Annotated in this window: 18 protein-coding genes and 1 tRNA gene; 3 read left to right on the top strand and 16 right to left on the bottom strand. The window is 65.6% G+C overall.

Translation table 11 applies throughout. The annotated features are described in order from the left end of the window. Window positions 1-147 precede the first annotated feature (147 nt). The 10 genes from astB to ACXAJV_RS08770 form a co-directional block, all read right to left on the bottom strand. A complete protein-coding gene (gene astB, locus ACXAJV_RS08815) occupies window positions 148-1,491 on the bottom strand; it encodes an N-succinylarginine dihydrolase (protein WP_475084325.1) in 1,344 nt (447 codons plus the stop codon). Then, window positions 1,491-2,939, bottom strand: coding sequence for a succinylglutamate-semialdehyde dehydrogenase (gene astD, locus ACXAJV_RS08810; RefSeq protein ID WP_475084323.1), 1,449 nt, complete (start codon window positions 2,937-2,939; stop codon window positions 1,491-1,493). The genes astB and astD overlap by 1 nt, the downstream gene beginning before the upstream one ends. 4 nt (window positions 2,940-2,943) lie before the next feature. Continuing rightward, window positions 2,944-3,960: an arginine N-succinyltransferase gene (locus tag ACXAJV_RS08805; protein WP_475084321.1), complete on the bottom strand. Its 1,017-nt coding sequence runs from the start codon at window positions 3,958-3,960 to the stop codon at window positions 2,944-2,946. 25 nt (window positions 3,961-3,985) lie between these two features. Then, on the bottom strand, window positions 3,986-5,248 hold the full coding sequence (locus ACXAJV_RS08800) for a hydrolase (RefSeq protein ID WP_475084319.1): 1,263 nt from the start codon (window positions 5,246-5,248) through the stop codon (window positions 3,986-3,988). Window positions 5,249-5,330: 82 nt separating this feature from the next. Further along, window positions 5,331-6,617 carry a cystathionine gamma-synthase family protein gene (locus ACXAJV_RS08795; RefSeq protein ID WP_475084317.1) on the bottom strand — a complete coding sequence of 429 codons (1,287 nt, stop codon included), beginning with the start codon at window positions 6,615-6,617 and terminating at the stop codon, window positions 5,331-5,333. A 252-nt stretch (window positions 6,618-6,869) separates the two neighbouring features. Further along, complete coding sequence (locus tag ACXAJV_RS08790) at window positions 6,870-7,946, bottom strand: OmpA family protein (protein ID WP_475084316.1); 1,077 nt, start codon at window positions 7,944-7,946, stop codon at window positions 6,870-6,872. 288 nt (window positions 7,947-8,234) lie between these two features. Further along, on the bottom strand, window positions 8,235-9,818 hold the full coding sequence (locus ACXAJV_RS08785) for a L,D-transpeptidase family protein (RefSeq protein WP_475084314.1): 1,584 nt from the start codon (window positions 9,816-9,818) through the stop codon (window positions 8,235-8,237). Window positions 9,819-9,898: 80 nt separating this feature from the next. Continuing rightward, window positions 9,899-11,770, bottom strand: a complete 1,872-nt coding sequence (locus ACXAJV_RS08780) for a monovalent cation:proton antiporter-2 (CPA2) family protein (protein WP_475084312.1) — start codon at window positions 11,768-11,770, stop codon at window positions 9,899-9,901. A gap of 120 nt (window positions 11,771-11,890) precedes the next feature. Beyond that, the gene (locus tag ACXAJV_RS08775; RefSeq protein ID WP_475084310.1) at window positions 11,891-13,606 is read right to left on the bottom strand and encodes a carboxylesterase family protein; all 1,716 of its coding nucleotides are present in this window, start codon (window positions 13,604-13,606) and stop codon (window positions 11,891-11,893) included. Between the two features lie 123 nt (window positions 13,607-13,729). Beyond that, a tRNA-Lys gene (locus ACXAJV_RS08770) sits at window positions 13,730-13,805 on the bottom strand. Between the two features lie 218 nt (window positions 13,806-14,023). Between ACXAJV_RS08770 and ACXAJV_RS08765 the strand changes: the two genes are divergently transcribed. Then, window positions 14,024-14,551 (top strand): hypothetical protein, encoded by a 528-nt coding sequence (locus ACXAJV_RS08765; protein ID WP_475084308.1) that lies wholly within the window; start codon window positions 14,024-14,026, stop codon window positions 14,549-14,551. A gap of 127 nt (window positions 14,552-14,678) precedes the next feature. After that, window positions 14,679-15,284 carry a PRC-barrel domain-containing protein gene (locus ACXAJV_RS08760; RefSeq protein ID WP_475084306.1) on the top strand — a complete coding sequence of 202 codons (606 nt, stop codon included), beginning with the start codon at window positions 14,679-14,681 and terminating at the stop codon, window positions 15,282-15,284. Between the two features lie 98 nt (window positions 15,285-15,382). On the opposite strand, the gene tgt is transcribed toward ACXAJV_RS08760, so the two are convergent. After that, complete coding sequence (gene tgt / locus ACXAJV_RS08755) at window positions 15,383-16,534, bottom strand: tRNA guanosine(34) transglycosylase Tgt (RefSeq protein ID WP_475084303.1); 1,152 nt, start codon at window positions 16,532-16,534, stop codon at window positions 15,383-15,385. Beyond that, window positions 16,531-17,592 carry a tRNA preQ1(34) S-adenosylmethionine ribosyltransferase-isomerase QueA gene (gene queA, locus ACXAJV_RS08750; RefSeq protein ID WP_475084301.1) on the bottom strand — a complete coding sequence of 354 codons (1,062 nt, stop codon included), beginning with the start codon at window positions 17,590-17,592 and terminating at the stop codon, window positions 16,531-16,533. Before queA ends, tgt begins: the two co-directional genes overlap by 4 nt. Window positions 17,593-17,678: 86 nt before the next feature. Here queA and ACXAJV_RS08745 point away from each other — a divergent pair, with 86 nt between their 5' ends. Beyond that, window positions 17,679-18,644, top strand: a complete 966-nt coding sequence (locus tag ACXAJV_RS08745; RefSeq protein ID WP_475084299.1) for an endonuclease/exonuclease/phosphatase family protein — start codon at window positions 17,679-17,681, stop codon at window positions 18,642-18,644. A gap of 73 nt (window positions 18,645-18,717) precedes the next feature. Here ACXAJV_RS08745 and ACXAJV_RS08740 read toward each other — a convergent pair whose 3' ends face one another. The 4 genes from ACXAJV_RS08740 to gyrA form a co-directional block, all read right to left on the bottom strand. After that, window positions 18,718-19,170, bottom strand: coding sequence for a peptidylprolyl isomerase (locus ACXAJV_RS08740; RefSeq protein ID WP_475084297.1), 453 nt, complete (start codon window positions 19,168-19,170; stop codon window positions 18,718-18,720). An 8-nt stretch (window positions 19,171-19,178) separates the two neighbouring features. Next, complete coding sequence (locus ACXAJV_RS08735) at window positions 19,179-20,138, bottom strand: peptidylprolyl isomerase (protein ID WP_475084294.1); 960 nt, start codon at window positions 20,136-20,138, stop codon at window positions 19,179-19,181. Between the two features lie 2 nt (window positions 20,139-20,140). Then, entirely contained in the window at window positions 20,141-20,629 is a 489-nt protein-coding gene (gene coaD / locus ACXAJV_RS08730; protein WP_475084292.1) for a pantetheine-phosphate adenylyltransferase, read from the bottom strand. A gap of 69 nt (window positions 20,630-20,698) precedes the next feature. Continuing rightward, window positions 20,699-23,551 carry a DNA gyrase subunit A gene (gene gyrA / locus ACXAJV_RS08725; protein ID WP_475084290.1) on the bottom strand — a complete coding sequence of 951 codons (2,853 nt, stop codon included), beginning with the start codon at window positions 23,549-23,551 and terminating at the stop codon, window positions 20,699-20,701. Between the last annotated feature and the right edge of the window lie 247 nt (window positions 23,552-23,798).

Below are 23,798 nucleotides of genomic sequence, written 5' to 3'. Positions count from 1 at the left end.
GGTTCCCACTTTTGCTGAAAATGCCGGATCCTGGGTGATCGCATTTTCGAACCGCAAAACCGGTTCCCACTTTTGCTGAAAATGCCGGATCCTGGGTGATCGCATTTTCGAATCGCAAAACCGGTTCCCACTTTTGCTGAAAATGCTTCAGGCTCGCTGAAACGGATAATAATCCCCGCCCAGGCCGAGAATTCCGGTCAGCGCGTCCAGCGCCTCGCGGCTCTCGCGCAGCAAGGCCGGGTCGGCCAGATCATTCGGTTCCAGCCGGTCGCGGTAGTGCTTGTCCGCCCAGACCACCAGCGTGTCATAGAGCCCGTCCGACATCAGCGCCTGCGGCGCCACGGCGGCCCGCTCCTCCGCGGTCAGCACGACGCGCAGGCGCAGGCAGGCCGGTCCGCCGCCATTGCGCATGGACTGGCGCACCTCGACGAACTCCACCCGGCCGATCGGACCATTGCCCGCCGTCATCGCCGCACAGTAGGCGCGCGTGGTCTCGGTTTCCTCGGTCTCCTTCGGCGCGATCAGCACCAGGCGGTCCTCGCCGGGCCATTCCAGCAATTGCGAATTGAACAGATAGCTGGTGATGGCGTCGCCGACGGGCACCTCGGCTTCGGGCACCTCGACGAAATCCGGCTCAAACAGACCCTCGGCCGCTTTGCGGATCGCAGCCAGGGCTGCCTCACGGTCGGCAAAGGCGAGTTCATGGAAGAAGAGCGTGGTGCGCGTACCGACGCAGACGACGTCGTTGTGGAAGGCACCGGCGGCAATCGCCTCGGACGACTGGCGGATGAAGACGGTGCGTTTCGGGTCGAGCCCGTGCGAACGGGCGACCGCCTGGCAGGCTTCCAGCGTCTGGCGTGCCGGGAATTTGCCGCTCCAGGCCTCGCCGGCCTCGCGGCCATAGACGAAGATCTCGACACCCGGACCGCCCTGCTCGGCACACAGGCGCACATGATTGGCCGCGCCCTCATCGGCAAAATCCGGCTGCATGGGCAGGACGTCGTGCACGGCAAAACGGGCCGTGTCCGGGAAAGCCCATTGCAGGGCCCGGCGGGTCTGCTCGCCCTCGATGGAACGGTGCAGCGTGGTCAGCAGATTGGCCGGGGTGAGATGCAGGCGGCTGTCGGCCGTATCGGCCGACGGCGACACGGTCGCAGCATTGGCGGCCCACATGGGCGAGGCCGAGCACGCCTTGCGCAACAGGCCCGGCGCCGTCTTCCAGGCGGCCTCGATCACCGACGCGTCGGAGCCGGAGAAACCGGCCCGGCGCAGCAGCGGCAGATAGGGGCGTTCATGCGGCGGCAGCAGGCCCTGCACCAGGCCGCTATCGGCCAGGCGTTTCATCTTGGCGAGGCCTTCCAGCACGCCCTGGCGCGGCGAGGACACCAGGCCTTCATTCTTCGCACTGGCCAGATTGCCCTCGGACAGGCCGCCATAATTATGCGTCGGGCCGACCAGCCCGTCGAAATTCACCTCGACCGCGCGCGCCATCAATCCACTCCCTTGACCGGCATGCGCTCGGGCTTCGACTGGGCCTGCGTGGCGACCGGATAGGCGCAGTAGTCGGCGGCATAGAAGGCGCTGGGCCGCAGATTGCCCGACTGGCCCGGCCCGCCGAAGGGCATGTTCGAGGCCGCACCGCAGGTCGGCCGGTTCCAGTTGACGATACCGGCGCGGGCTTCCACCCAGAAACGCTCCCACAGGGCTTCATCGTCCGAGACCAGACCGGCCGAGAGGCCATAGGCGGTATCGTTTGCGGCCGCGATGGCGGCGTCGAAAGAGGCAACGCGCACCACCTGGATCAGCGGGCCGAAGACTTCCTCGTCCGGCACATCCACACCGGTGACGTCGATCAGGCCCGGACGCAGGAAGGCCTCGCCCAGGTCCGCAACGGTCTCCGCCTTGCGGATCGCTTTTGCACCACGCGACAGGAGGTCGTCCTGGGCGGCCAGCACGCCGCGCGCGGCCTGTGCGGAGACCAGCGGGCCGATAAAGGGTTCCGGGTCGGCGTCCCAGCGGCCGATGCTCAGCTGGCCTGCGATGCGGTCGATCGCCTCGATCACGGCATCGCCGGCTGCGCCCTCGGGCAGGATCAGGCGGCGCGCGCAGGAACAGCGCTGGCCAGCCGTGATGTAGGCGGAATGCACCGCGACGCGGGCCGCGGCCTCGGCATCTTCGGCATCCCAGACGACCAGCGGGTTATTGCCGCCCATTTCCAGCGCCAGCTGGATACCGGTGCGGCCGGCGAACTTCTCGTGGATGAACTTGCCCGTGCCCCAGGAACCGGTGAACAGCACACCGTCCAGATCGGCATGATCCAGCGCGGCGGCGCCCGTCTCGCGCGCGCCCTGCACGAGGTTCAGCACGCCCTTGGGCAGGCCGGCAGCCTCCCAGGCCTTGGCCATGAACTCGCCCACGGCCGGGGTCATCTCGGACGGTTTGAAGACGATCGTATTGCCCGCCAGCAGGGCCGGCACGATATGGCCGTTCGGCAAATGGCCGGGGAAGTTGTACGGGCCCAGCACGAACATCACGCCCAATGGCTTGTGCGCCAGGGCGGCATAGCCAAAGGCGGTGTCCGACGACTGTTCGCCCGTGCGGTCGGCATAGGCCCTCTTCGAGATGGCGATCTTGCCGGTCATGGCGCCGGCTTCCGCCAGGCCTTCCCAGCGCGGCTTGCCGGTCTCGCGCGAGATCAGCTCGGCGAGCTCGGCCTTGTGCGCCTCGAGATAGGCCTGGTAGGCCTCGACGATGGCGACACGCTCGGGATAGAGGCTGCGCCCCCAGGCCGGGAAAGCCGCCCGCGCGGCCTTGAAGGCGGCGTCCACATCCTCCGCCGTGGCGGCCTTGCCGCTCCACACGCGGCTGCCATCGGCCGGGTTTTCCGAGTGCATGTCAGCGCCATTGCCCGCGCGCCATTGGCCATCGATCAGCAGCATGAAATCACCTCATTCGTCGCCAGAAGCGGGCGCGATCGCCTTCGGCCAGATCGAGCGCCTGCATGGTTTCGTAGGAAATGCCCAGAATGTCGCCATCATCGACAACCTGGGCGTGACAGGTCCGGAAGTCCGGGAAACGGTCGGTCGACAATATGCCGTCGACACCGCCCGTCGTCGTCGCCGACCGCACGGTCACCTCGCGGCTCTCGCGCAGGGTGCGGATATTCTCGGTCCAGGTAGAGACCAGCGGGCCGCCATCGAAAATGTCGACATAGCGGTCGTAGTGGAACCCCTCCCAGAGCAGGAGATTATAGGCCCCCTCCCCGTGCGGATGCGGCTTGCCGATCACTTCGCGCACTTCGGGCGGCAGCAGGTCGAGATAGATCAGGTGCTGCGGGCCCAGATCGAGGATGAACTGGTTGTCGGTCGACGCCGACAGCCGGTCGGCATCGTCGAAATCCATCCGGAAGAAGGGCCGCGACACCGCATCGAAGAAGGGCGAGGATCCGTCGTCATGGACCACGCCGCGCAGCTCGGCCAGCACACGCTCGCCAAAGCGCGAGCGGTCGGCCGCCATCATGAGGTAGCGCGACTGGGCGACGAGCCGTCCGGCGCCGGTACCGCGCCCGGCCTCGGACACGAAGAGCGTGCCCACTTCCGATGCACCGGCAAAGTCATTGACCAGAAGCATGGCATCCATGTCGAAGCGGCGTTCGGCCTCGTAGGAATGCTGGGCCAGGGTGATGATTTTGAAATCCCAGTAGGGTTTCGACACACCCACCATCGATTTCACAGCCGAACAGCCGACGATGCGGCCGGTTTCGGTATCCTCCAGCATCAGCTGGTAGGCATCCTCGGTCTGGCCCGGCTCCGGCGTCGAAAAGATCGCCTCGGATTTTTCCAGGCGCGCCGCCAGCACATCGGCCGGTACGGCCAGGGATGTGAAACCGGTTCCCGCTTCCTGCGCCAGACCCACAAGCGCGTCTGTGTCGGTGCGTTTGGCCGCACGTACAATCAGCATGCTCTCTCCCCGATCATGCCTGTTTTTACTGGGTTCTTGCCAGAGCGCGCGCTTCCTTGGCGTTGAACTCGCCCCGGGCAAATTTCATCAGCATCACCGCCGACAGCTTGGCCCGTTCGGCAAAGCTCGACAGTTTGACGATCTCGCGATCGGAATGGATATCGGCGCCGCGCACGCCCAGCGTATCGACATTGGGACAGCCGGCCGCCCACAGATTATTCCCCTCGCACACACCGCCCGTGTCCTGCCAGCGGATGTCCAGGCCCAGCGCGCCGCCCGCCGCCTTCGTCCATTCGAACATGCGGGCATTGGCCGGGCTCATGGGTTTGGGCGGACGGGTAAAGCCGCCATGCAGCTCGGCCGCGATACCATCGCGCACGCGGATCTCGTCGACCAGGCGTTCCAGCTCGGCCTCGACCCAGGTGCGGTCATTCTCGGTCTTCACGCGCACATTGAAACGCGCCACCGCATTGTCCGGCACGACATTCGGCGGACCGCCGCCATCGATGCGGGCGAGATTGAAGGTCACGCCCTCACGCCGGCCATTGAGCTCGTCCAGCCCCAGGCCGAACTGGCAGGCGGCGGCCAGGGCGTTGCGGCCCAGATGGTGCTCGCGTCCGGCATGGGCGGCACGGCCGGACACTTTCAGCGACCAATTGCCCGATCCCTTGCGCGCGCCGGCCAGCGAGCCATCGGCCAGGGCCGGTTCATAGGTCATGCCGATATCGGCGCCGGCGCCCAGATCGGCGATGATGGGGCCGGAGCCCAGCGAGCCGATCTCCTCGTCCGGACTGATCAGCACATCGACGCCGATCTCGTCCTTCCAGGGAGAACGCTCCAGGCCGAGGAGTCCGTGCAACATCACCAGGATGCCGCCCTTCATGTCTGCGACACCGGGGCCGTTCAGCGTGTCGGCGTCCCACAGCTCGGTCGACTGGAAATGACTGTCCGCCGGGAAGACCGTGTCATGGTGACCGGTCATGACAATGCGGATCGGCGCCTGCGGCCGCAGCCGGCAGTGGAAGGAGGGCGTGAATGCCTGCTCACGCACGGTTCCATCGGGATCGACAATCGTCGTCGGCGGCAGGTCGATGGCGGATATTTCGCCGCCCAGCTCGCCAAAGGCGGTTTCCAGACAGGCGCGCATGCGCTCCAGACCGTCCGCATTGCGGCTGCCGGAATTGATCGCCGACCACGCCTTCACCGTGTCGATCATGTGATCGGCGCGGCTGTCGATCCAGTCGAGCACGGCGCGCTCGTCGGGGTTGAGATCGAGTTTGTCCTGCATGTCTCAGTGATAGCCGTTTAAATGGACGGGTCTACCCCCGCGCGGCAGAGACCGCGCGGGAGTGATGCGAGACGGATCAGGATCAGGCGTGTTCAAGCGCCTGTTTCAGGTCGGCGATCAGGTCGTCGGGATTCTCGATACCGACCGAGATGCGCACCAGACCGTCGGAGAAGCCCTGACGCTTGCGCAGCTCCGGATCGACACCGCGGTGAGTCGTCGAACCCGGGTGGCAGATCAGCGTTTCGGTTCCGCCGAGGCTCACCGCCAGCTTCATCACCTGCAAGGCGTTGAGCATGCGGAAGGCTGCCGCCTCGCTCTCCAGGTCAAAGGCAAAGGTGGAACCGGCCGAGGTGGACTGGGCCTTGAAGACATCGCCATCACGCGTGCCATCTTCCAGGAAGCCCAGATAGCGCACCCGGTTGACCTTGGGGTGATCGCGCAGGAATTCGGCGACCTTTCGGGCACCGAGCGCGGCCGCTTCCATGCGCAGCTTCACCGTTTCCAGCGAGCGCAGCAGCATCCAGCAGGTGTGCGGATCCAGATTCGTCCCCAGATAACCGCGCAGGCTGCGGATCTGTGCCATGGCGTCGGTTGTGCCGGAGGCCGAGCCGGCGATCAGGTCGGAATGGCCACCGATATATTTGGTCAGCGAGTAGACGACCACATCTGCGCCGAGCTCGATCGGCTTCTGGCCGACCGGGCCGAGGAAGGTGTTGTCGACAACGAGATAGGGGCGCTTGCCCTGCTTCTTCTCGATCAGGTCGACAAGGCGGCGGCAAACATTCAGGTCGACCTGGTCATTGGTCGGATTGGTCGGCGTCTCGGTGTAGATGACCGAGACCTCACCCTTGGCCAGCGCCTCGTCGGCGGCGGCGTGGATCTCGTCCTCGTGGGCGCCGGCAAAGAAGTCGACCGACTGGATGCCGTAATTCGGCAGGAATTTGCGGATCAGGCTTTCCGTGCCGCCATAAAGCGGGGTCGACTGGAGAATCACCGAGCCGGAGTGCGCCAGGCCCATCAGCGTGGTGGAGATGGCCGCCATACCGGAGGAGAAGACACAGCATTCCTCGGCGCCGTCATAAAGGGCGAGACGGTCTTCCAGCACTTCCATATTGGGATTGTTGAAGCGCGAATACATCAGGCCGGCGGCTTCCGGGTCGCCCTCTTCAGCCTGGCCGACATTGATGCGGAAGAAGGCCGCACCCTGCTCCGCGCTCTCGAAAGCGAAGGTGGAGGTCAGGAAGATCGGCGGCTTGATCGACATTTCCGAGAGCTTCGGGTCGTAGCCATAGCTCATCATCTGGGTTTCCGGGCTCAGCGTGTGCCCGGCGATCGCGCGTTTGCGATACGGCTTGTCCGGCTTGCTCATGGAAGTTCTCCCTAATCTTGCAGGTGCGGCCAGGCCCCTGCCGCCGCGTTGCATCCGGTGTGAACCGGCGCTTCGGGCGGGTCAAGCACAGCCTCAGCAAGACGGAAAAAGCGACCAGATCGACCCCGCAACAGGGCGTTTCGTGCACTATTTTGCCAAAACGGACCCAGGCTGGCGGCACTCGCCTTCAGACAAAAGAAAAGCGGCCCGGCAAGAGCCGGGCCGCAATCCTTCGGTTCATCGGATCCGGACTTAGTCCAGAACGATGACCACTTCCGAACGACGGTTCAGCGGCTCGCGAACACCGTCAGCGGTCTGAACCGCCGGGCGGGTTTCGCCATACGCTTCCATCGAGATCGTGCTCGCCGGGACGCCGAGGCGGACCAGCTCGTCGCGGACGACGCGGGCACGGCGCTCGGACAGGCCGACGTTGTAGGCAGCAGCGCCCGAACGGTCGGCGTGGCCGGCGACGGACACGCGGGTCACACCGCAATTGCCGCGCTGGTTGGCAGCCTGAGAGATCACGGCCCGAGCCTGATCCGTCAGATCCGCGCGATCCCACTCGAAGTAGACCGGGAAGCTCACGTCATTGCACGACGGCGGCGGAGGCGGCGGCGGCGGAGGCGGCGGGGGCGGAGGCGGCGGCGGAGGCGGCGGCGGGGGCGGCGGCGGGGGCGGCGGAGCCGCGAACGCGTACCGCAGACCGATCCAGGCCTCGTGGCCGGACAGGTTGTCGACGCTCACATTCGGCGCGTAATCCGTGCTGGCGGCCGAGAAGTAACGATACTCGGTGTCCAGGGTCAGTTGCTCGGTGAGCTCCCAGCCGATACCGGCGAGGATCTGCCACACCAGCGGATTGTCGCTGTCCTGCGCGATCACATAGTCGGCTGCCGTCGGGTTGATGGGCGTGGTGCCCGTCGAGAAGCCCGTGAGGGTGCCGGACACATCGCCCAGACCCAGACCAGCACCGATATACGGGTGGTAAGCGCCATCCGGATTGAAGTCGAAGATGGCGTTGGCCATCACGGACCAGATCTGGAAGTCGCTCAGGCTGTGCTCGAACGCGCCGATCGCGCCGGTGTCGTTGTAACGATGAGCCAGTTCGCCTTCGAGACGGAAGCCGTCAGCCCAAGAGTAGCCCAGAGCCACGGCTTCACGCCAATTGCTCTCACCACTGATTTCACCATTCAGCGAGCCGGAAACGTCGGTGTCGCCCGGGCCGCCGTAACCGACTGCACCACGGACATACCAGCCTTCGTCAGCGAACGCGGGACCCGCTGCCAAGAAGGCCCCAACGGCGACCGCCGTAAAAAGCCGTTTTTTCATCATTCCCCCTCCAGAGGCTCTCGCCTCCTTGGTGTGACTGACCATGCCCAGCACAGCGCCGGGCGCGAAGAATCGTCCTGACGGACGCTCCTGGTACGTCCCCTACTACAATTAGATCGCGAGCGCCATAGGTCAGACAGGTAAAGCCCCGATAAGACCGGAATATTTTGTCGCGTTGCAGCAAGGATACAGTGTGCCCCGGGACCGGGCCACACATCCCCGTACAACCGCACAACGCAGCGACCTCCGGATCGGTTCCCGATTTTTTTCGGAAAATGCCGAAACCCGTAGTTAGCGCAAAGCTGCGATTGCGTCGAACACCCCTGTCCGGCTGGTTTCTCCCGCTGCGGTTGCTGCCGCGAAAGCCTGCGCATACGCAGCAACCAGCCGCCCGTCACGGCGATAAAGGTCGTGCAGGTAGCGAACCGAACCGTCTGCCTCCCCCACAACCGTCCAGTAGGCGATATGGACCGGAATGCGCTGGTCCAGCCAGACAACGGTGGGCGTATTGCCGGACACGACCGCGTCAATCCGGGCCCGCGACCAGTCCGCCTGCCCCGCCAGCACCCATTCGGCCAGGGCGAGCGGGTCCTGCACACGGATGCAGCCGGCCGAGAAATCCCGGCGCGTGCGCACGAATCGGTCCCGCTCGGTCGTGTCGTGAATGTAGATATTGTGCCGGTTGGGGAAGATGAACTTCACCTCACCCATCGGATTGGTCGGCCCGGGCGGCTGCGACAACCGGTAGGGCCAGCGATCATTCCAGCGGCTCCAGTCGATCTCGTAGACCGAAATCGGCTCACCAGCCGAATTGTAGATGCGGAAACCGTGCGAATTGACGATGCCCGGATTGCGCCGGATCGAGGAAAAGCGCGAGCGCGCCGAGCTTGATGGCAAACCCCACCAGGGATTGAGAACGATGTATTGCATCTCCTCGGAGAATTCCGGTGTCGAGGAGGTCTGGCCGCCGATCATCACCTCATGCTCGCGCGCCAGCCGACCATTCTCCCAGGCCTCCAGGTGGAAGTCGGCGAGATTGACCCAGATATGCCGCTCGCCCAGCTGCCGGGTGCGCCAGCGCCGCTGTTCGAGATTGGCGCGCAATTGCGCGATCCGCTCCTGGGGTGTGATGTTCAGCTGGCGCAGGGTCGGCCGGTCCAGACGCCCGGTCGGCGAAAGGTTCACCCGCCCCTGATAGCGCCGCAGCGCGGTGTCCAGCCGCATGTCGAACGCATCGCCGCTTGACCAGCCCGGCGCCAGCAGCCCCTCGGCCGCCAGCCGCGCGCGCAACTGGTCGACCCGCAGCCCGGCATCGCCGAGCGTCAGCGCATTGCCGCCCTCGATCTGCGGCCAGATCGGGCGCACGGTCATCAGGCGCAGCATTTCCCGGCGCAGGATGTCGTAGTCGCGCACCGCCGGCAGGCTTTGCGCGATCGCCTGTTCGACATGACCGGTATCCAGCGCTGCCACGAGGCGTGCGACCAGCCGGGATGCCTCATTGTCCGTCAACAGACGCGGTGTCAGCGTGTCCTGGTCGATCAGCCCGTATTCCAGCCAAGCGGTATATTGCAGCGCGGCCCGCGATGCCGCCGCTGCCTGCGGCTCGAATGGCACGTCCGGATCGAGCAGATAGTCGGCAATACTGTCCAGGGCCGGCAGTCCGTGCCCCGGTGCCTCGTAAAGAAAGCCGGCCAGTTCAGCGACCGATTGCGGCGACCATCCGGTGACCTGCAGCGCCCAGCGGTCGAGATCGGCCGTCCGCACGGGCTGGGGTGCCTCGGGAATGCCGGAAGCAATCACCGGCTCGTCGTCAGACGCAGCCGTGGCCACGCCTGGCAGCATGGCCAGCAGAACTGCCAGAAGAAAACGTCCCAACCCGGTCCCCGATTCAAAAGCCGCCCGACATTAACCATTCAGGCTGCGGGACGGAACCGTGTTTCGGTCGCCCGCGCCGGTCAGGACAGCGGATCGCGCTCGTCTTCCGGATCGGGTTCGCCAACATCCTCGGCCATCAGCTCTGCCAGCGACACGACGCGCGACCGCGACCGCTCGATATAGGCTTCATTGTCGAAGACATCGATCTGGGAATCCCAGACCTCGAACAATTGCCGCAGGCTTTCCTCGTCGTGATGGGCAAAGGCCAGCGCCTTCTTCTCGGCACGCTGGCGCGTTTCGCCGAGCACTTCAAGCGACTGGGTCGCCGCCTCGAGGGAAGAGCCGAACATTTCGCGCACCGCGCTGTCCGCCCCCGCGGCGCGCAGCTGGTAGACATGTTCGCGGCTGGCGGCGCGGGCGATGATGTGCACGCCGGGATAGCGCTGTTTCACATGCTGGACGAGTTCGACGGCACGTTCGCGATTATCGGTGCACACGACCAGCAGCTTGGCGCGGGCAATACCCGCTGCTTCCAGCAGGCCGGGCCGCAGGGCATTGCCGTAATAGACCTGGATGCCGAATTTGCGCAGCCCGTCGATATGCTCGGCCGAATTGTCCAGAACGACCGGCTTGTAACCGTCCATCACCAGCAGGCGGTGCACGATCTGCCCGAACCGCCCCATGCCCGCAATGATGACGGGCGCCTCTTCCTCGATCGTGTCCTCGGCGCGCTCCTGCCCTGCCTTGCGGCCAACCCGGGGCGAGACAAAGCGCTCGAAGGCGATCATCAAAAGCGGCGTCGCCATCATCGACAAGGCGACCACCAGCGATGCAATTGCGGCGATCTCGTCGGGGATGACGTGAAGGCTGGTCGAGAAAGCGAGCAGCACGAAACCGAACTCGCCGCTCTGGGCCAGCGCAAAGGTGAACAGCCAGCGGGCCCGCCCCTTCATCCGGAACAGGACGGCCAGCGCCAAGAGGATCGCGCCCTTCACCAGGATGAGGCTGAGCGTGAGGCCGATGATGAGGCCGAACTCATTGCCCAGCAGGGCGAACTCCATCCCCGCACCGACCGTGATGAAGAAGACGCCCAGCAGCAGGCCCTTGAAGGGTTCGAGATCGGAGACCAGCTCGTGACGGTATTCGCTTTCCGCCAGCAGCACCCCGGCCAGGAATGTCCCCAGCGCCGGCGACAGGCCGACCATGCTCATCAACACGGCAATGCCGACAATCAGCACAAGTGCCGCGGTAAAAAAGAGTTCGTGCAGGCCCGTACGCGCGATGATGCGGAAGGCCGGGCGTGTGAGATAGCGGCCGCCCAGGATAACACCGCCGACAACGGCGAGCGTCATCAACCCCTGGGCCCAGGCCGGCCAGGCTGCGAACGGCGCCGGCCCGCCATGGGCGCCGCCGCCATGCGCCGCGCCGGCGTCTACCCCCGCTACCGCCAGGAAGGGCAGAAGGGCGAGCATCGGAATGACGGCAATGTCCTGGAACAGGAGGACGGAGAAGGCCGATTGCCCGCCCTCGGTGCGCAGCCAGCCCTTTTCGCCCAGCGTCTGCAGGACGATGGCGGTCGAGGACAACGCCATGATCAGGCCCAGCGCCAGCGCCAGCCGCCAGTCCAGCCCGAAGCCCAGGCACGCGACCGCGACGACCAGCGTCGTCACAGCCACTTGCAGCCCGCCCAGCCCGAACAGGCGCATGCGCATTTCCCATAACAGGCGTGGCTGGAGTTCCAGGCCGATCAGGAAGAGCATCATCACCACGCCGAACTCGGCGAAGGTCTGGACGTTTTCCGGATCCGACCCCATCCAGTCGAGCAGCGGTGCGATGGCCACGCCGGCCAGCAGATAGCCCAGCACCGAGCCGAGGCCGAGACGGTGTGCGATCGGCACCGCAATCACGCCGGCGCCCAGATAGATCACCGCCTGCAGGAGAAGCTCGTTCATGGTCGGGCCGCCGAATCAAAGACGTGTTGATGGGATGGTCGGCGCCAGAATAGCGCGCGACGGCGGCGGCGCCATGCCCCGCACGCGTTTTCCGTCGATAATGCCTTCACTCGGGACGCCTCAGCAATCCAGCCGGGTGTCGAAGAGCGATGATGCTTCAGGGCGGCGGCGCAGGATGGCGGCAGCCACCCTGCAGCGTTCGGCAGGTTCCAGCCGGTCGTCCGCAGCGAGGTCACGGGCGATGGCTTCCACCGTATCGCGGCCATCGATCACGGCCACACCGCCATCATCCGGCGTGTCGAACCGCATCAGGCGTGCCGTCTCGCCCCAGCGCAGCCAGGCCGGTCCGGCCTCCCCGCCCGTTCCGGGTTCGCCGGCATGGGCGAAATGGCCCCAATAACCGCCCATCGCATCCGCCAGGGCCTCCCGGCCTTGGGCATTGCGATCGTTGAACAGCACGCGATCGAAGGAGCCGAACAGCTCGAAATGATTGAAGACGAACGGGATTTCCATGGCATGCGAGGCGCCAAGCAGCTCGCCGGTATCGGTCAGGAGAACCTTGCCGCCCTCGTCCCAGTCGAAACGGTAGGCCCAGATATCGCGATGCCCCGCAGCGTGAAGACGGTCGAGCAGCTCGTCGACCGCGGTCACCCGCCAGTTCCGGGTCGGATATTCCACGGCCGCCGCATAGCGCGCGCTGTCGCGCGGCCAGACCAGCGGCCCGAGGCGCCGCGTCAATTGCGGGTCGAAAGCCGTATAGAGTTTCATCTCGTCACGATTGACGCCGGTAATCAGGGGCACGGGCGCGAAACCGCCCGGCCGTGCCGCCGCGCCCAATATGCCATCCTCGGGCAGGGTGACCCCGTCCTCGATCATGCGCGGCAGCGATGTGAACGCACCGCTTTCATCGCGATAGACCGCATAGACATCCTCAAGGGACGCCGCGCGCATGGCCGCCCCGTCCGCAGCCGGCCCGGCAAAGGCGGCAACGGCTTCCAGGGCGGGATTAAGGTCGTTTCCACCGCCGTTTTCGGCCATCTCGCGGCTGTTCGAGCCCGTTCCGCCGCTTTGCATGATGGCCGCATCGAACCGGCCGCGCGCCGGTTCGGACGCCATCAGGGCGGCAATATTGAAAGCGCCCGCGCTTTCCCCGAAGATCGTGATCCGGTTCGTGTCCCCGCCGAAGGCGGCGATATTGGCATCCACCCAGTCCAGCGCCGCGACCAAGTCGAGCAGCGCGAAATTCGCGGCCTCGTCGAGCGGGTGTTCGGCACTTTCGCGCAGGGCCGGATGCGACAGGAAGCCGAGCGGGCCCAGCCGGTATTGCACGGCGACGACGACGACATCCCGGTCAGCCGCCAGCTGCGACCCGTCATAGGCCGAGGACGAACCCCAGACATTCGCCCCGCCATGGATCCACACCATGACGGGCAGACCAGCCTCGGGCGCTGCATCGCGCGGGGCATAGATATCGAGTGTGAGACAGTCTTCCTCGCCGATCAGCACACCGGCCTCGACACCGGCGGCCGCTGCAGAGAGTTCATTCGTGACCTGGGGACAGACGGCGCCGTGCTCGATCGCTTCCAGCCGGCCATTGAACGCCAGAGCCGGCCGCGGAGCCCGCCAGCGCAGATCGCCTTGCGGCGGGGCGGCATAGGGGATGGCCAGCCAGGCCGAAGCCGCTTCGCCAGATTGAAAGCCGACAATCTCGCCCTGGGCCAGCGTACGCTGCGTCTCCGGCGCCGGCTCGATGCGGACTTGCGTCTCCTCGGCCCCGTTACACCCCGTCAGAATCAGCAGCGCCGCTGCGGCTGCCAGGCACACACATGTCTTCATCGACCCCTCCCGTTTGCGCGGGAAGGTTTGGCCGGGGGCGTGGCAAGGTCAAGCGGAAGGCGCGTTCCGGGCCGGCAAACGGCCGCGAAATCCCGGCTGGGCAACGAAAATGCTGGAGATAAGTGGTGAGCCGACAGGGGCTCGAACCCTGGACCTACTGATTAAAAGTCAGTTGCTCTACCAGCTGAGCTATCGGCTCCCCTCACGAGGAGCGCGGAACCTATACGGGCGATTCCGGAGGGTCAATGCGGCTGTGAAGGCGGATATCAGCATTTCGGCCAAGATTTTTCCGCAATCGCCGGTAAACTTGCCGGCATGACGAACAAGGTCGTGATTCCAGCCATGCTTTGCTTCGCGGTGGCGTTGTCCGCCGGAGCATGCTCGTCCACCCGCCAAAACGCCGGCGAAACCGCCAGCATGGCCCGCGTCGAAACCACCGATGCGCTGGAAGACGCTGTCGGCCTGCCGCGCGAACGGCCTGGCCCGATCATGGTCGATGAGGGCGACGATACCGTACCCACCCCCTATGGCGGTGAAGGCTCGCGCCGGCGCTGTTCGACGGTGGCGCGCGATGTCGCTCGTCTGACCGTGATCCTGGGGCCCGATATCGAGGAAGAGGAACGCCAGGCCGAGGAAGAGGCGCGCGAGGAACGCAGCTGGTTCGACCGGGGCAGCGGACTGGCGTCCCAGGCGCCCGATGCAGCCGCCGACGGCGCACGCAGCCTGTATCACTCCACGATTGTAGGCCTGAACCCGGTGCGTCCGGTGATCCGCTTTATCGGCGGGGCCGGACGGATCGAGGACGAGGCGCGAGAGCGCCGCGAGATGGCCCAGCGGCGCCGTGCCTATCTGCGCGGTTTGTATGACGGTTTCGGCTGTCCGACGCAGCAGATGCGGCGTGCTTTCGAGGCCTATGGCCTGGTCGAGCCGGGCACCGAAAACTGAGCCCCACTGCATTACATTCCTGTAATCTTCGCAACTTTTCGTGGCGGCCGTCCGTTTGGTGTCCGGATGGCAGGCACAGAGCTGTCCCCGGCTGAAGCCGGCAGATGGAGCAAGACAGGAGGTAGACATGAAACGCTTCTCTATCCTGACGACTGCAACCGCTGCATCGGCGTTTGCCTGCGCAACGACCGCGCTGGCCGGCGCTGCGGCCCTGGCCCAGGACGATCTTCACCAGGATGAAAAACCCGTCGTTGACGAGCAGATGACCGTTGAAGGCCAGGCCCACGCCCCGGCGCCGAACGAGACGATCCAGGACAATGACCTGCTGCGCGAGACCGCAGAGGCCTGGGACAATTCGGACCTCGACCGCGCGCCCTATACCGATGACCACCACTGGATCGACCTGCGGGTTGAATCCGAGGATGGCGGCGAGCTCGGCGAGATCGAGCGGGTCCGCCTCGGCACGGAAGGCGATGTCGAAGCCATCGTCGTCGAGAGCGGCGGCACGCTGGACATCGGTGGCCGCGAGGTCCTGATCGAAGCCGACGAGGTGAACTTTGCCCCCGAGGGTGACCGCCCGATCGCCGTGATCGAGTACACCCGTGCGGAATTCGAAGCGCTGCCGGACTTCAACGAGGACGCAGCAACCGAATACCCGCTGTCGGATGACGACTATGGCGACAATGAAAACGATATGGAGCTCGATGACGGCCCGGCTGATCCCAGCCAGTAAGCCTAACATCTAAGCCCCTTGCTTCAGGTCCCTCCCCGCACCTGAAGCCCCTGAGCGGCGCTTCCGCCCCCCGGAAGCGCCGCTTCTGTATCTGCAGCTCAGCCGGGGAAGTTCTCGCCGCTCTCAATGGCGGCCCGGCCCGCTTCCCATTTGGCGCGGAATTCCTGGCGGAAAGCGTCGAATGTGCCCGCGGCAATCGCCGCCCGCATCCGCGCCGTCAGGTCCTCGAAATAGGCGATATTGTGCCAGGACATCAGCATGGCCGAGAGGTATTCGCCCGAGCGGAAGAGGTGGTTGAGATAGGCCCGCGAATAATCACGGCTGGCCGGACAGTCGATCGCCGGATTGAGCGGACGGTCATCCTCGATGAATTCCGCGCGCTTGATATTGATCGGGCCATAGTCCGACCAAGCCTGGCCGTGACGGCCCGAACGCGTCGGCAGGACGCAGTCGAACATATCGACACCGCGCGCCACGGATTCCACCAAATCGATCGGCTTGCCCACACCCATCAGATAGCGCGGGCGCTCCGCGGGCAGGTGCGGCGTGGTGAAGTCGAGCACCTCGCACATCGTCTCGAATCCCTCGCCCACGGCCAGCCCGCCGATCGCATAGCCGTCATAGCCGGTCTCGATCAGGCGCTGCGCGCTTTCCCGGCGCAGATCCTCGAACACCGACCCCTGCACAATGCCGAACAGGTTCTGCGCCTCGCGATCGCCGAAGGCCGTCTTCGAGCGCTCGCCCCAGCGAACGGACAGATCCATGGAGGACTTTGCCTCGGCCTTTGAGCAGCCAAAGGCGGTGCATTCGTCCAGCTGCATCGAGATGTCGGCGCCCAGCAGGTCGGCCTGAATCTCGATCGAGCGTTCCGGCGAAAGCTTGTGCTCCGAGCCGTCGATATGGGAGCGGAAGGTCACCCCCTCCTCGGTCATCTTGCGCAGCTTGGACAGGGACCAGACCTGGAAGCCGCCGCTGTCGGTGAGGATCGGGCCCTGCCAGGTGGAAAACTCGTGCAGGCCGCCCAGCCGTTTCACGCGTTCTGCACCCGGGCGCAGCATCAGATGATAGGTATTGCCCAGGATGATATCCGCCCCGGTCTCCTTCACCTGGTCCATGTAGAGCGCCTTCACCGTGCCGGCCGTGCCGACCGGCATGAAGGCCGGTGTGCGGATCTCGCCGCGTGTCGTCTTCAGCACGCCGGTGCGGGCCGCGCCGTCGGTGGCATGGATGTCGAAGGGGAAACCGGTCATGCGCTCCGCTCGATCAGGCTGGCATCGCCGTAGGAATAGAAACGGTAGCCCGAGCGGATGGCGTGCGCATAGGCCCGCTTCATCACGTCCAGTCCCGCCAGTGCGCTGACCAGCATGAACAGGGTCGAGCGCGGCAGGTGGAAATTCGTCATCAGCGCATCGGTGATGCGGAACTCATAGCCCGGCGTGATGAAGATGTCGGTGTCGCGGCTGCCCGCTTCGATCACGCCGGGCTGCGAGGCCAGGCTCTCGATCGTGCGCAGCGCCGTCGTACCGACCGGGATCACCCGGCGGCCCTCGGCCTTGGCGGTGTTGATCGCCTCCGCCGCCTGCGTCGACACGGTGCACCATTCGGCATGCATGCGGTGATCGGCGAGATCGTCGGCCTTGACCGGCAAGAAGGTGCCCGCCCCGACATGCAGCGTCACATGCGTGTGCTGCACGCCCCGTTCGGCCAGCGCCGCCAGCAGGCGTTCGGTGAAGTGCAGGCCGGCCGTCGGCGCGGCGACCGAACCGTCCTGCTTGGCGAACAGGGTCTGGTAGTCCTCGACATCCTGCGCGTCGATCTCGCGCTTGCGGGCGATATAGGGCGGCAGGGGCGGCACGCCGGTCGCGGCGATGGCCTCGTCCAGCGCCGCACCGGTGCGGTTGAAGACCAGCCGCGTATCGCCGCCCTCGGACTTGCCGGTCACTTCAGCTGACAGATCCCCGGAGAAGGCGATCACATCGCCGACACGCAGACGCTTGGCCGGGCGCACGAAGGCGCGCCAGCCGCTGGCATCGAGACGCTTGTGCAGATTGACCTCGACATCGACCGGTCCGCCGCCGCCCACACTGCGCGCCGGACGCACACCATTCAGCGCTGCGGGGATGACGCGGGTGTCGTTGAACACCATCAGATCGCCCTCGCGCAGGAGTTCGGGCAGGTCGGACACGCCACGATCGGCGAACACGCCATTGCCGGCAATGTGCAGCAGCCGCGCCGCATCGCGCGGACGCGCGGGACGCAGGGCAATACGCTCCTCGGGGAGCTCGAAGTCGAAATCGGATACGCGCATGGCGCAGGGGTCTATCCGCCGGCTTGCAGGTGCGCAATCTCTGCTGTGTAGTGGCCGCACACCCATCGCACCCGGACGATCCTGCCTTGCGTCTTTCCAGTCTCGTGTTTCTTCCGCTTGCCGGCCTTGCCGGGGTCGCTGCCGCATTGTGGCTGGCACCTCTCTGGCGCGGCTTCGACGCCTTCCGCCAGCTCTGGCCTGTCTGGGCGGTGCTCGCTCTGATCGTATTGGCCGCGATTGTCCTGCTGCGTCACCGCACAGCCCGCTGGCCGATGGCCGTCATCGCCCTGCTGATCTGGCTGCCCGGGCTGGGCGAGCCGGTGCGCCGGCTGACGGCAGAGCGGGCCGCGCCCGCCGACACCGCCCTCACCCTGCGCCTGGCGACGCACAATATGTGGGGCAGAAACACCGCGCCGGACGCTACCGCCGATACGCTGTTGGCCCTCAATGCCGACATTCTGGCGCTGCAGGAGGCTTTCGCGAATGCGCAGCCCGCCCGGGACCGGCTGGAACAGGCCTATCCGTTCGTGGCCCGCTGCCGCGCGACCCGGATACTCAGCCGGCTGGAAATCCTGGAAAGCGGCTGCGTCCGTCCGCCGGACCCGGCCGTGTTCCGGAGCAAAATTCCCTGCGACCGGGAAGTGCCGCCGGCCACCTGGGCCCGCATCCGCCTGCCCGACGGTTCGGACACAATTGTCGCATCGGTCCACCTGACCTGGCCCTTCCCCGGCGCCACGCAGGACTGCCAGCGCGGCGGCCTGGCGCGTTTCCTCGACAATCTGCCCGCGGAGCAGATGATCGTGATGGGGGATTTCAACGCGGCGCCGCCGTCCTATGCGCTGTCACGCCTGGAACGCGATCTCGGCCTCCACCGGCGCACGCTTGCCCTGCCGAGCTTTCCCTCCGGCACCCGCCCGGTGCTCGGTCTCAATTCCATCCTGGGGATTGATCACATCTTCGCCGGCGAGGCCTGGCAGACCGTCTCGGTGGAAACCGGCCCGCAGACCGGCTCCGACCACCGCCCGGTGGTGGCGACGCTGCAGCTGCGCTGACCGGCCATCCCAAATGAAAAGGGCCGCCCCGTGAGGACAGCCCTTCTCTTGTTTCTGCAGCGGTTTGCCGGGGCTACGCTTCGACGACGCTCGCCTTGACGATCTTGCCCGGCTTGGCCGGCGGCTCACCCTTGGGCAGCGCGTCGACATGTTCCATGCCGGACACGACTTCGCCCCAGACGGTGTACTGGTTGTCCAGATAAGGCACCGCGTCCAGGCAGATGAAGAACTGGCTGGAAGCCGAATCCGGATCAGCCGCCCGCGCCATCGACATCGTGCCGCGCTGGTGCGGCTCGGCGGAGAACTCGGCCGGAATATTGGTACCGGAACCGCCCATGCCATTGCCGTTCGGGCAACCGCCCTGGGCAACAAAACCGTCGATGACGCGGTGGAAGGTCAGCCCGTCATAGAAGCCTTCCCTGGCCAGCTTGGTGATCTGTTCGACGTGTTTGGGCGCCAGGTCCGGGCGCAACTTGATGACGACGTCGCCGCCTTCGAGCGTGAATACCAGTTGTTCTTCAGCCATGTGTCTTTCTACTCCGCAATTCTGGACGGCACGGTGATTTCGCAGATGTCGGGCAGATTACCCTGGGCATTGCGCAGCGTGTCGAGATAGCCCGCAAAGGCCTCGCTATCCGTGTCGACGACTTCAATCTCGATCTGATCTTCGGCCGGCAGCTCGCTGCCGATACGCATGGAACGGATCACGTCCGGACGGAAATCCGGGTCTTCCATCGCCGAGCCGACCGCGATCTGGTCGACGGCGTCCATGCCATGACGCACCCGGCCCCACACCGTGTACGTGGCGTTGAGGTGATCGGGGCTGCCGGTGGTGATGTAGAACTGGCTGCGGGCCGAGTTCGGATCGCTGGTGCGCGCCATCGCGGCCGCGCCGCGGCAATGCAGCAGCCAGGACTGGACCATGCCGTCGCCGGTGATGCCGGCCAGGGCGGCGGTCTGGGTACCGGCATGGAAACCGTTCCAGAAGCCGGCCTTGGCCATCTGCGGGATCTGACCGGGATTGACGACGCGGTCCTGCAGCTCGCTGATCACGGGCTCGCCGGCCCGGCGGATGGTGAATTCGGCTTCCATCGGCGGCTTGTCAGCCGCATTGCCCGGATTGGCGCGCGAACCGCCGCCCTGCGCCATGAAGCCGTCGATCACGCGGTGCCAGACCAGGAAGTCGTAGAAGCGCTCGCCGACCAGCTCGCGCAGGCGCGCGACGTGGTTGGGGGCAAATTCCGGCGCCAGCTCGACCACGACCATGCCGTGATCCGTGTCGATATAGAGCAGACGATCCTGATCGACGGTGCGCCAGGCTTCAGCGGGGAAATCATAGCCCGGTTCCGCAGCAGCGGGCTCGGCCTGGGTGGCAACGGCCGCGGTGCTCGCGGCAGAGGCCGCGATCTCGGTATCGGCTTCGGTTGCCGCTTCACGGCCGCAGGCAGCGGCCGTCAGGGCCAGGGCGAAAGTGGCAGAAAGGGTCAGTCGCATGATCACGCAAGTCGCTCCTTGAGACGGGCTTCCACGGCGGGCGGCACGAAATCGGAGATACGTCCGCCCAAAGCTGCGATTTCCTTGACGAGACGCGAGGCAATCGCCTGATGACGCGGATCGGCCATCAGAAAGACGGTCTCGATATCGTCATTGAGGCGCTGGTTCATCGCCACCATCTGGAATTCGTACTCGAAATCGGAGACGGCGCGAAGACCGCGCATGATCGACTCCGCGCCGATCTCCTCGGCAAAATGCATCAGCAGGCCGTCGAAGGGCCGCACCTCGATCGCCGCGCCGGCCTCGAACTTCTCGACCTCGTCACGCACCATCTCGACGCGTTCCTCCAGCGAGAACAAAGGCTTCTTGGCCTCGTTGATGGCAACACCGATCACCAGCTTGTCGACCAGTTTTACGGCCCGGCCGATGATATCGAGATGGCCGTTGGTGATCGGGTCGAACGTGCCGGGATAAAGGGCGGTTCGGGTCATGTCGGTCTCCTGGCCGGCTGCCGCCGCTGCTTGTAGCGGGATTGCGAGCGCCTTCAAAGCGTTTCGGGATCAGGCCTCGCTGTCATCCGCGGCGCCGGGCGTGTCGTCCGGAGCGGCATCGGGCGCTTCACCGGCCGGGCCTTCGCCCCCCTCGAGTGCCTCGCCATCCTCGTCCACGGCTTCATCCCCGGCATCGGGAATGCGGACCACGGCGACAACATTCTCGCCATCATTGAGACGGATGAGACGCACCCCACGCGACGACCGGCTGGCGATCCGCACGGTATCGACCGGGAAGCGGATCAGCTGGCCGCCATCGGTGACCGCCATGATCTGATCGGCATCCTCCACCGGGAAGCTGGCCGAAAGCGGGATCTCGCGCTTCACATCGGTGGCAGCGACGCCCTGATTACCGCGGCCCATGACCCGGAAATCATAGGCGGAGGAGCGCTTGCCCATGCCGTCGGAGCCGACGGTAAGCACGAATTCCTCGGCAGCCCCCAGCTCGGCCAGGCGCTCGGTCGTCAGAGCCGCCTCGTCATCGCTGCCGTCCTCGTCGGCCTCGAGCACCGGCGCATCGGCCTCCTCGTCATCGCCCAGCGCACGGCGCATGGCGGTGGCGTGTTTCATGTAGGCGCGGGCTTCCGGCGAGGTCACATCGACATGGTGCAGGATCGCCATCGAGATCAGCGTGTCGCCCTCGGCGAGGCGGATGCCCCGCACGCCGACAGAATTCCGGCCGGCAAAGACCCGGACATCCGTCGCCGGGAAGCGGATCGCGCGCCCCTTCTCCGTCGTCAGGAACACATCGTCGTCCTCGGTGCACAGCACCACATTGACGATCCTGTCGTCCTCGCCCTCCAGCTTCATCGCGATCTTGCCGTTGCGATTGACCTGGACGAAGTCGGACAGCTTGTTGCGGCGGACGGTGCCCTTGTTGGTGGCGAACATGACGTCCATTTCCGCCCAGACGCTCTCGTCCTCGGGCAGCGCCATGATGGAGGTGATCGTCTCGCCCTGCTCCAGCGGCAGCATGTTGACCAGCGCCTTGCCGCGCGTGTTCGGCGCGCCCATCGGCAAGCGCCAGGTCTTGGTCTTGTAGACCATGCCGCGATTGGAGAAAAAGAGCAGCGGCGCATGGGTGGAGGCGACGAAGAGCGTGGACACGAAGTCCTCATCCTTCATCGACATGCCCGAACGGCCCTTGCCGCCACGGCGCTGGGCCCGGTAGTCGGACAGGGCCGTCCGCTTGACGTAACCGCCATGCGTCACCGTCACCACCATGTCTTCGCGCGGGATCAGGTCCTCGTCCTCGAAGTCCAGCTCGGCATCGATGAATTCGGAGCGGCGCGGCGTCGCGTAGTTCTCGCGAACCTCGCGCATCTCGTCGCGGATGATGTCGAGCACGCGATCGCGCGAACGCAGGATGTCGAGGAGATCGGCGATCTGCTCGGCCAGCGTCTTGGCCTCATTGCCCAGTTCCTCGCGGCCCAGACCGGTCAGGCGGTTCAGGCGCAGCTCCAGGATGGCGCGGGCCTGTTCGTCAGTCAGACGCAGCGTATTGCCGTCGGTCAGCACGGAGCGCGGATCGGCCACCAGTTCGACCAGCGGCGCCACGTCGAGCGCCGGCCAGTCGCGCGACATCAATTCCTCGCGGGCTGCGGCCGGGTTCGGCGCGCGGCGGATCAGGGCGATCACCTCGTCGATATTCGCCACGGCGAGCGCCAGGCCGACGATGACATGCGCCCGGTCGCGCGCCTTGTTCAGCTCGAATTTGCAGCGGCGGGCGACGACCTCTTCGCGGAAGCGCAGGAATTCCTTGAGGATATCCAGCGCGCCCAGCAATTGCGGGCGGCCACCGACCAGGGAGAGCATGTTGGCGCCGAAGCTCGTCTGCATCGGCGACCAGCGATAGAGCTGGTTCAGGATCACATCGGCATTGGCATCGCGCTTCAGCTCGATCACCACGCGCAGACCGGTCCGGTCGCTTTCGTCGCGCAGATCGCCGATCCCCTCGATCTTCTTGTCGCGGACAAGTTCCGCGATCTTCTCGATCATCGAGGCCTTGTTCACCTGGTACGGAATTTCATGGACGATGATCGCCTGGCGGCCATTGCGCACTTCCTCGATCGAGGTGCGCGAGCGCATCATGATCGAACCGCGCCCCGTCGCCAGCGCATTGCGGGCGCCGGTACGGCCGAGGATCAGACCGCCGGTCGGGAAATCGGGCCCCGGAATGTATTCCAGCAGCTCGGTGTCGGTCATCGCCGGATTGTCCATCAGCGCCAGCGTACCGTCGATCACCTCACCCAGATTGTGCGGCGGGATATTCGTGGCCATGCCGACAGCGATACCGCCGGCGCCATTGACCAGAAGGTTCGGGAAGCGGGCCGGCAGGACGACCGGCTCCCGGCGCTCGGCCGAATAGTTTTCGACGAAATTGACCGTGTCCTTGTCGATATCGGCGAGCAGCGACTGGGCCACCTTCTCCATCCGCGCCTCGGTATAACGATAGGCAGCGGGTGGATCGCCATCGATTGAGCCGAAATTGCCCTGGCCGTCGATCAGCGGCACGCGCATCGACCAATGCTGGGCCAGACGCACAAGCGCGTCATAGACCGCCTGGTCGCCGTGCGGGTGATAGCGGCCCATCACGTCACCGACGGCGGTGGCACACTTGCGGTAGGATTTTTCGTGCGTCTGGCCATTCTCGTGCATCGTGTAGAGGATGCGCCGGTGCACCGGCTTCAGCCCGTCGCGCGCGTCCGGGATCGCGCGGCTGACGATGACGCTCATCGCATAGTCGAGATAGGAGGAGCGCATCTCCTCCTCGATCGAGATATTGCCGATACCGTCGGGAAGGCCGGCATTGTCGCCAACCGGCGGAAGCTCGTCGTCGTGATCGCTCAAGGCGGTCCTCATGTGCTGGTTTCGCAGGTCCCGGCCGCCCCGGCCGGCATCCACGAAAAACGCCGCCGTCACGCAGCGGCCGGCAAAAGCCGGAAAAGCGCGTGAATCAGGCGGCAGGCCTGTCGCCAAGTCTTAACAATCGGGGGGGGCTGGCGCAAACACCGGCGTCGGTTGGCCACGCCACGATTGGCAGGTGCTGTCTTCCGTTTGTGACAATCCCCGCTTACACCCCGTCATAACTTCATCTCGTGTTGGGGAA

Source organism: Maricaulis sp. ABE4_448 (assembly GCF_056160825.1).
Note: the sequence above shows the minus strand (reverse complement) of the source record. Positions and strands in the feature narration are given on the sequence as shown.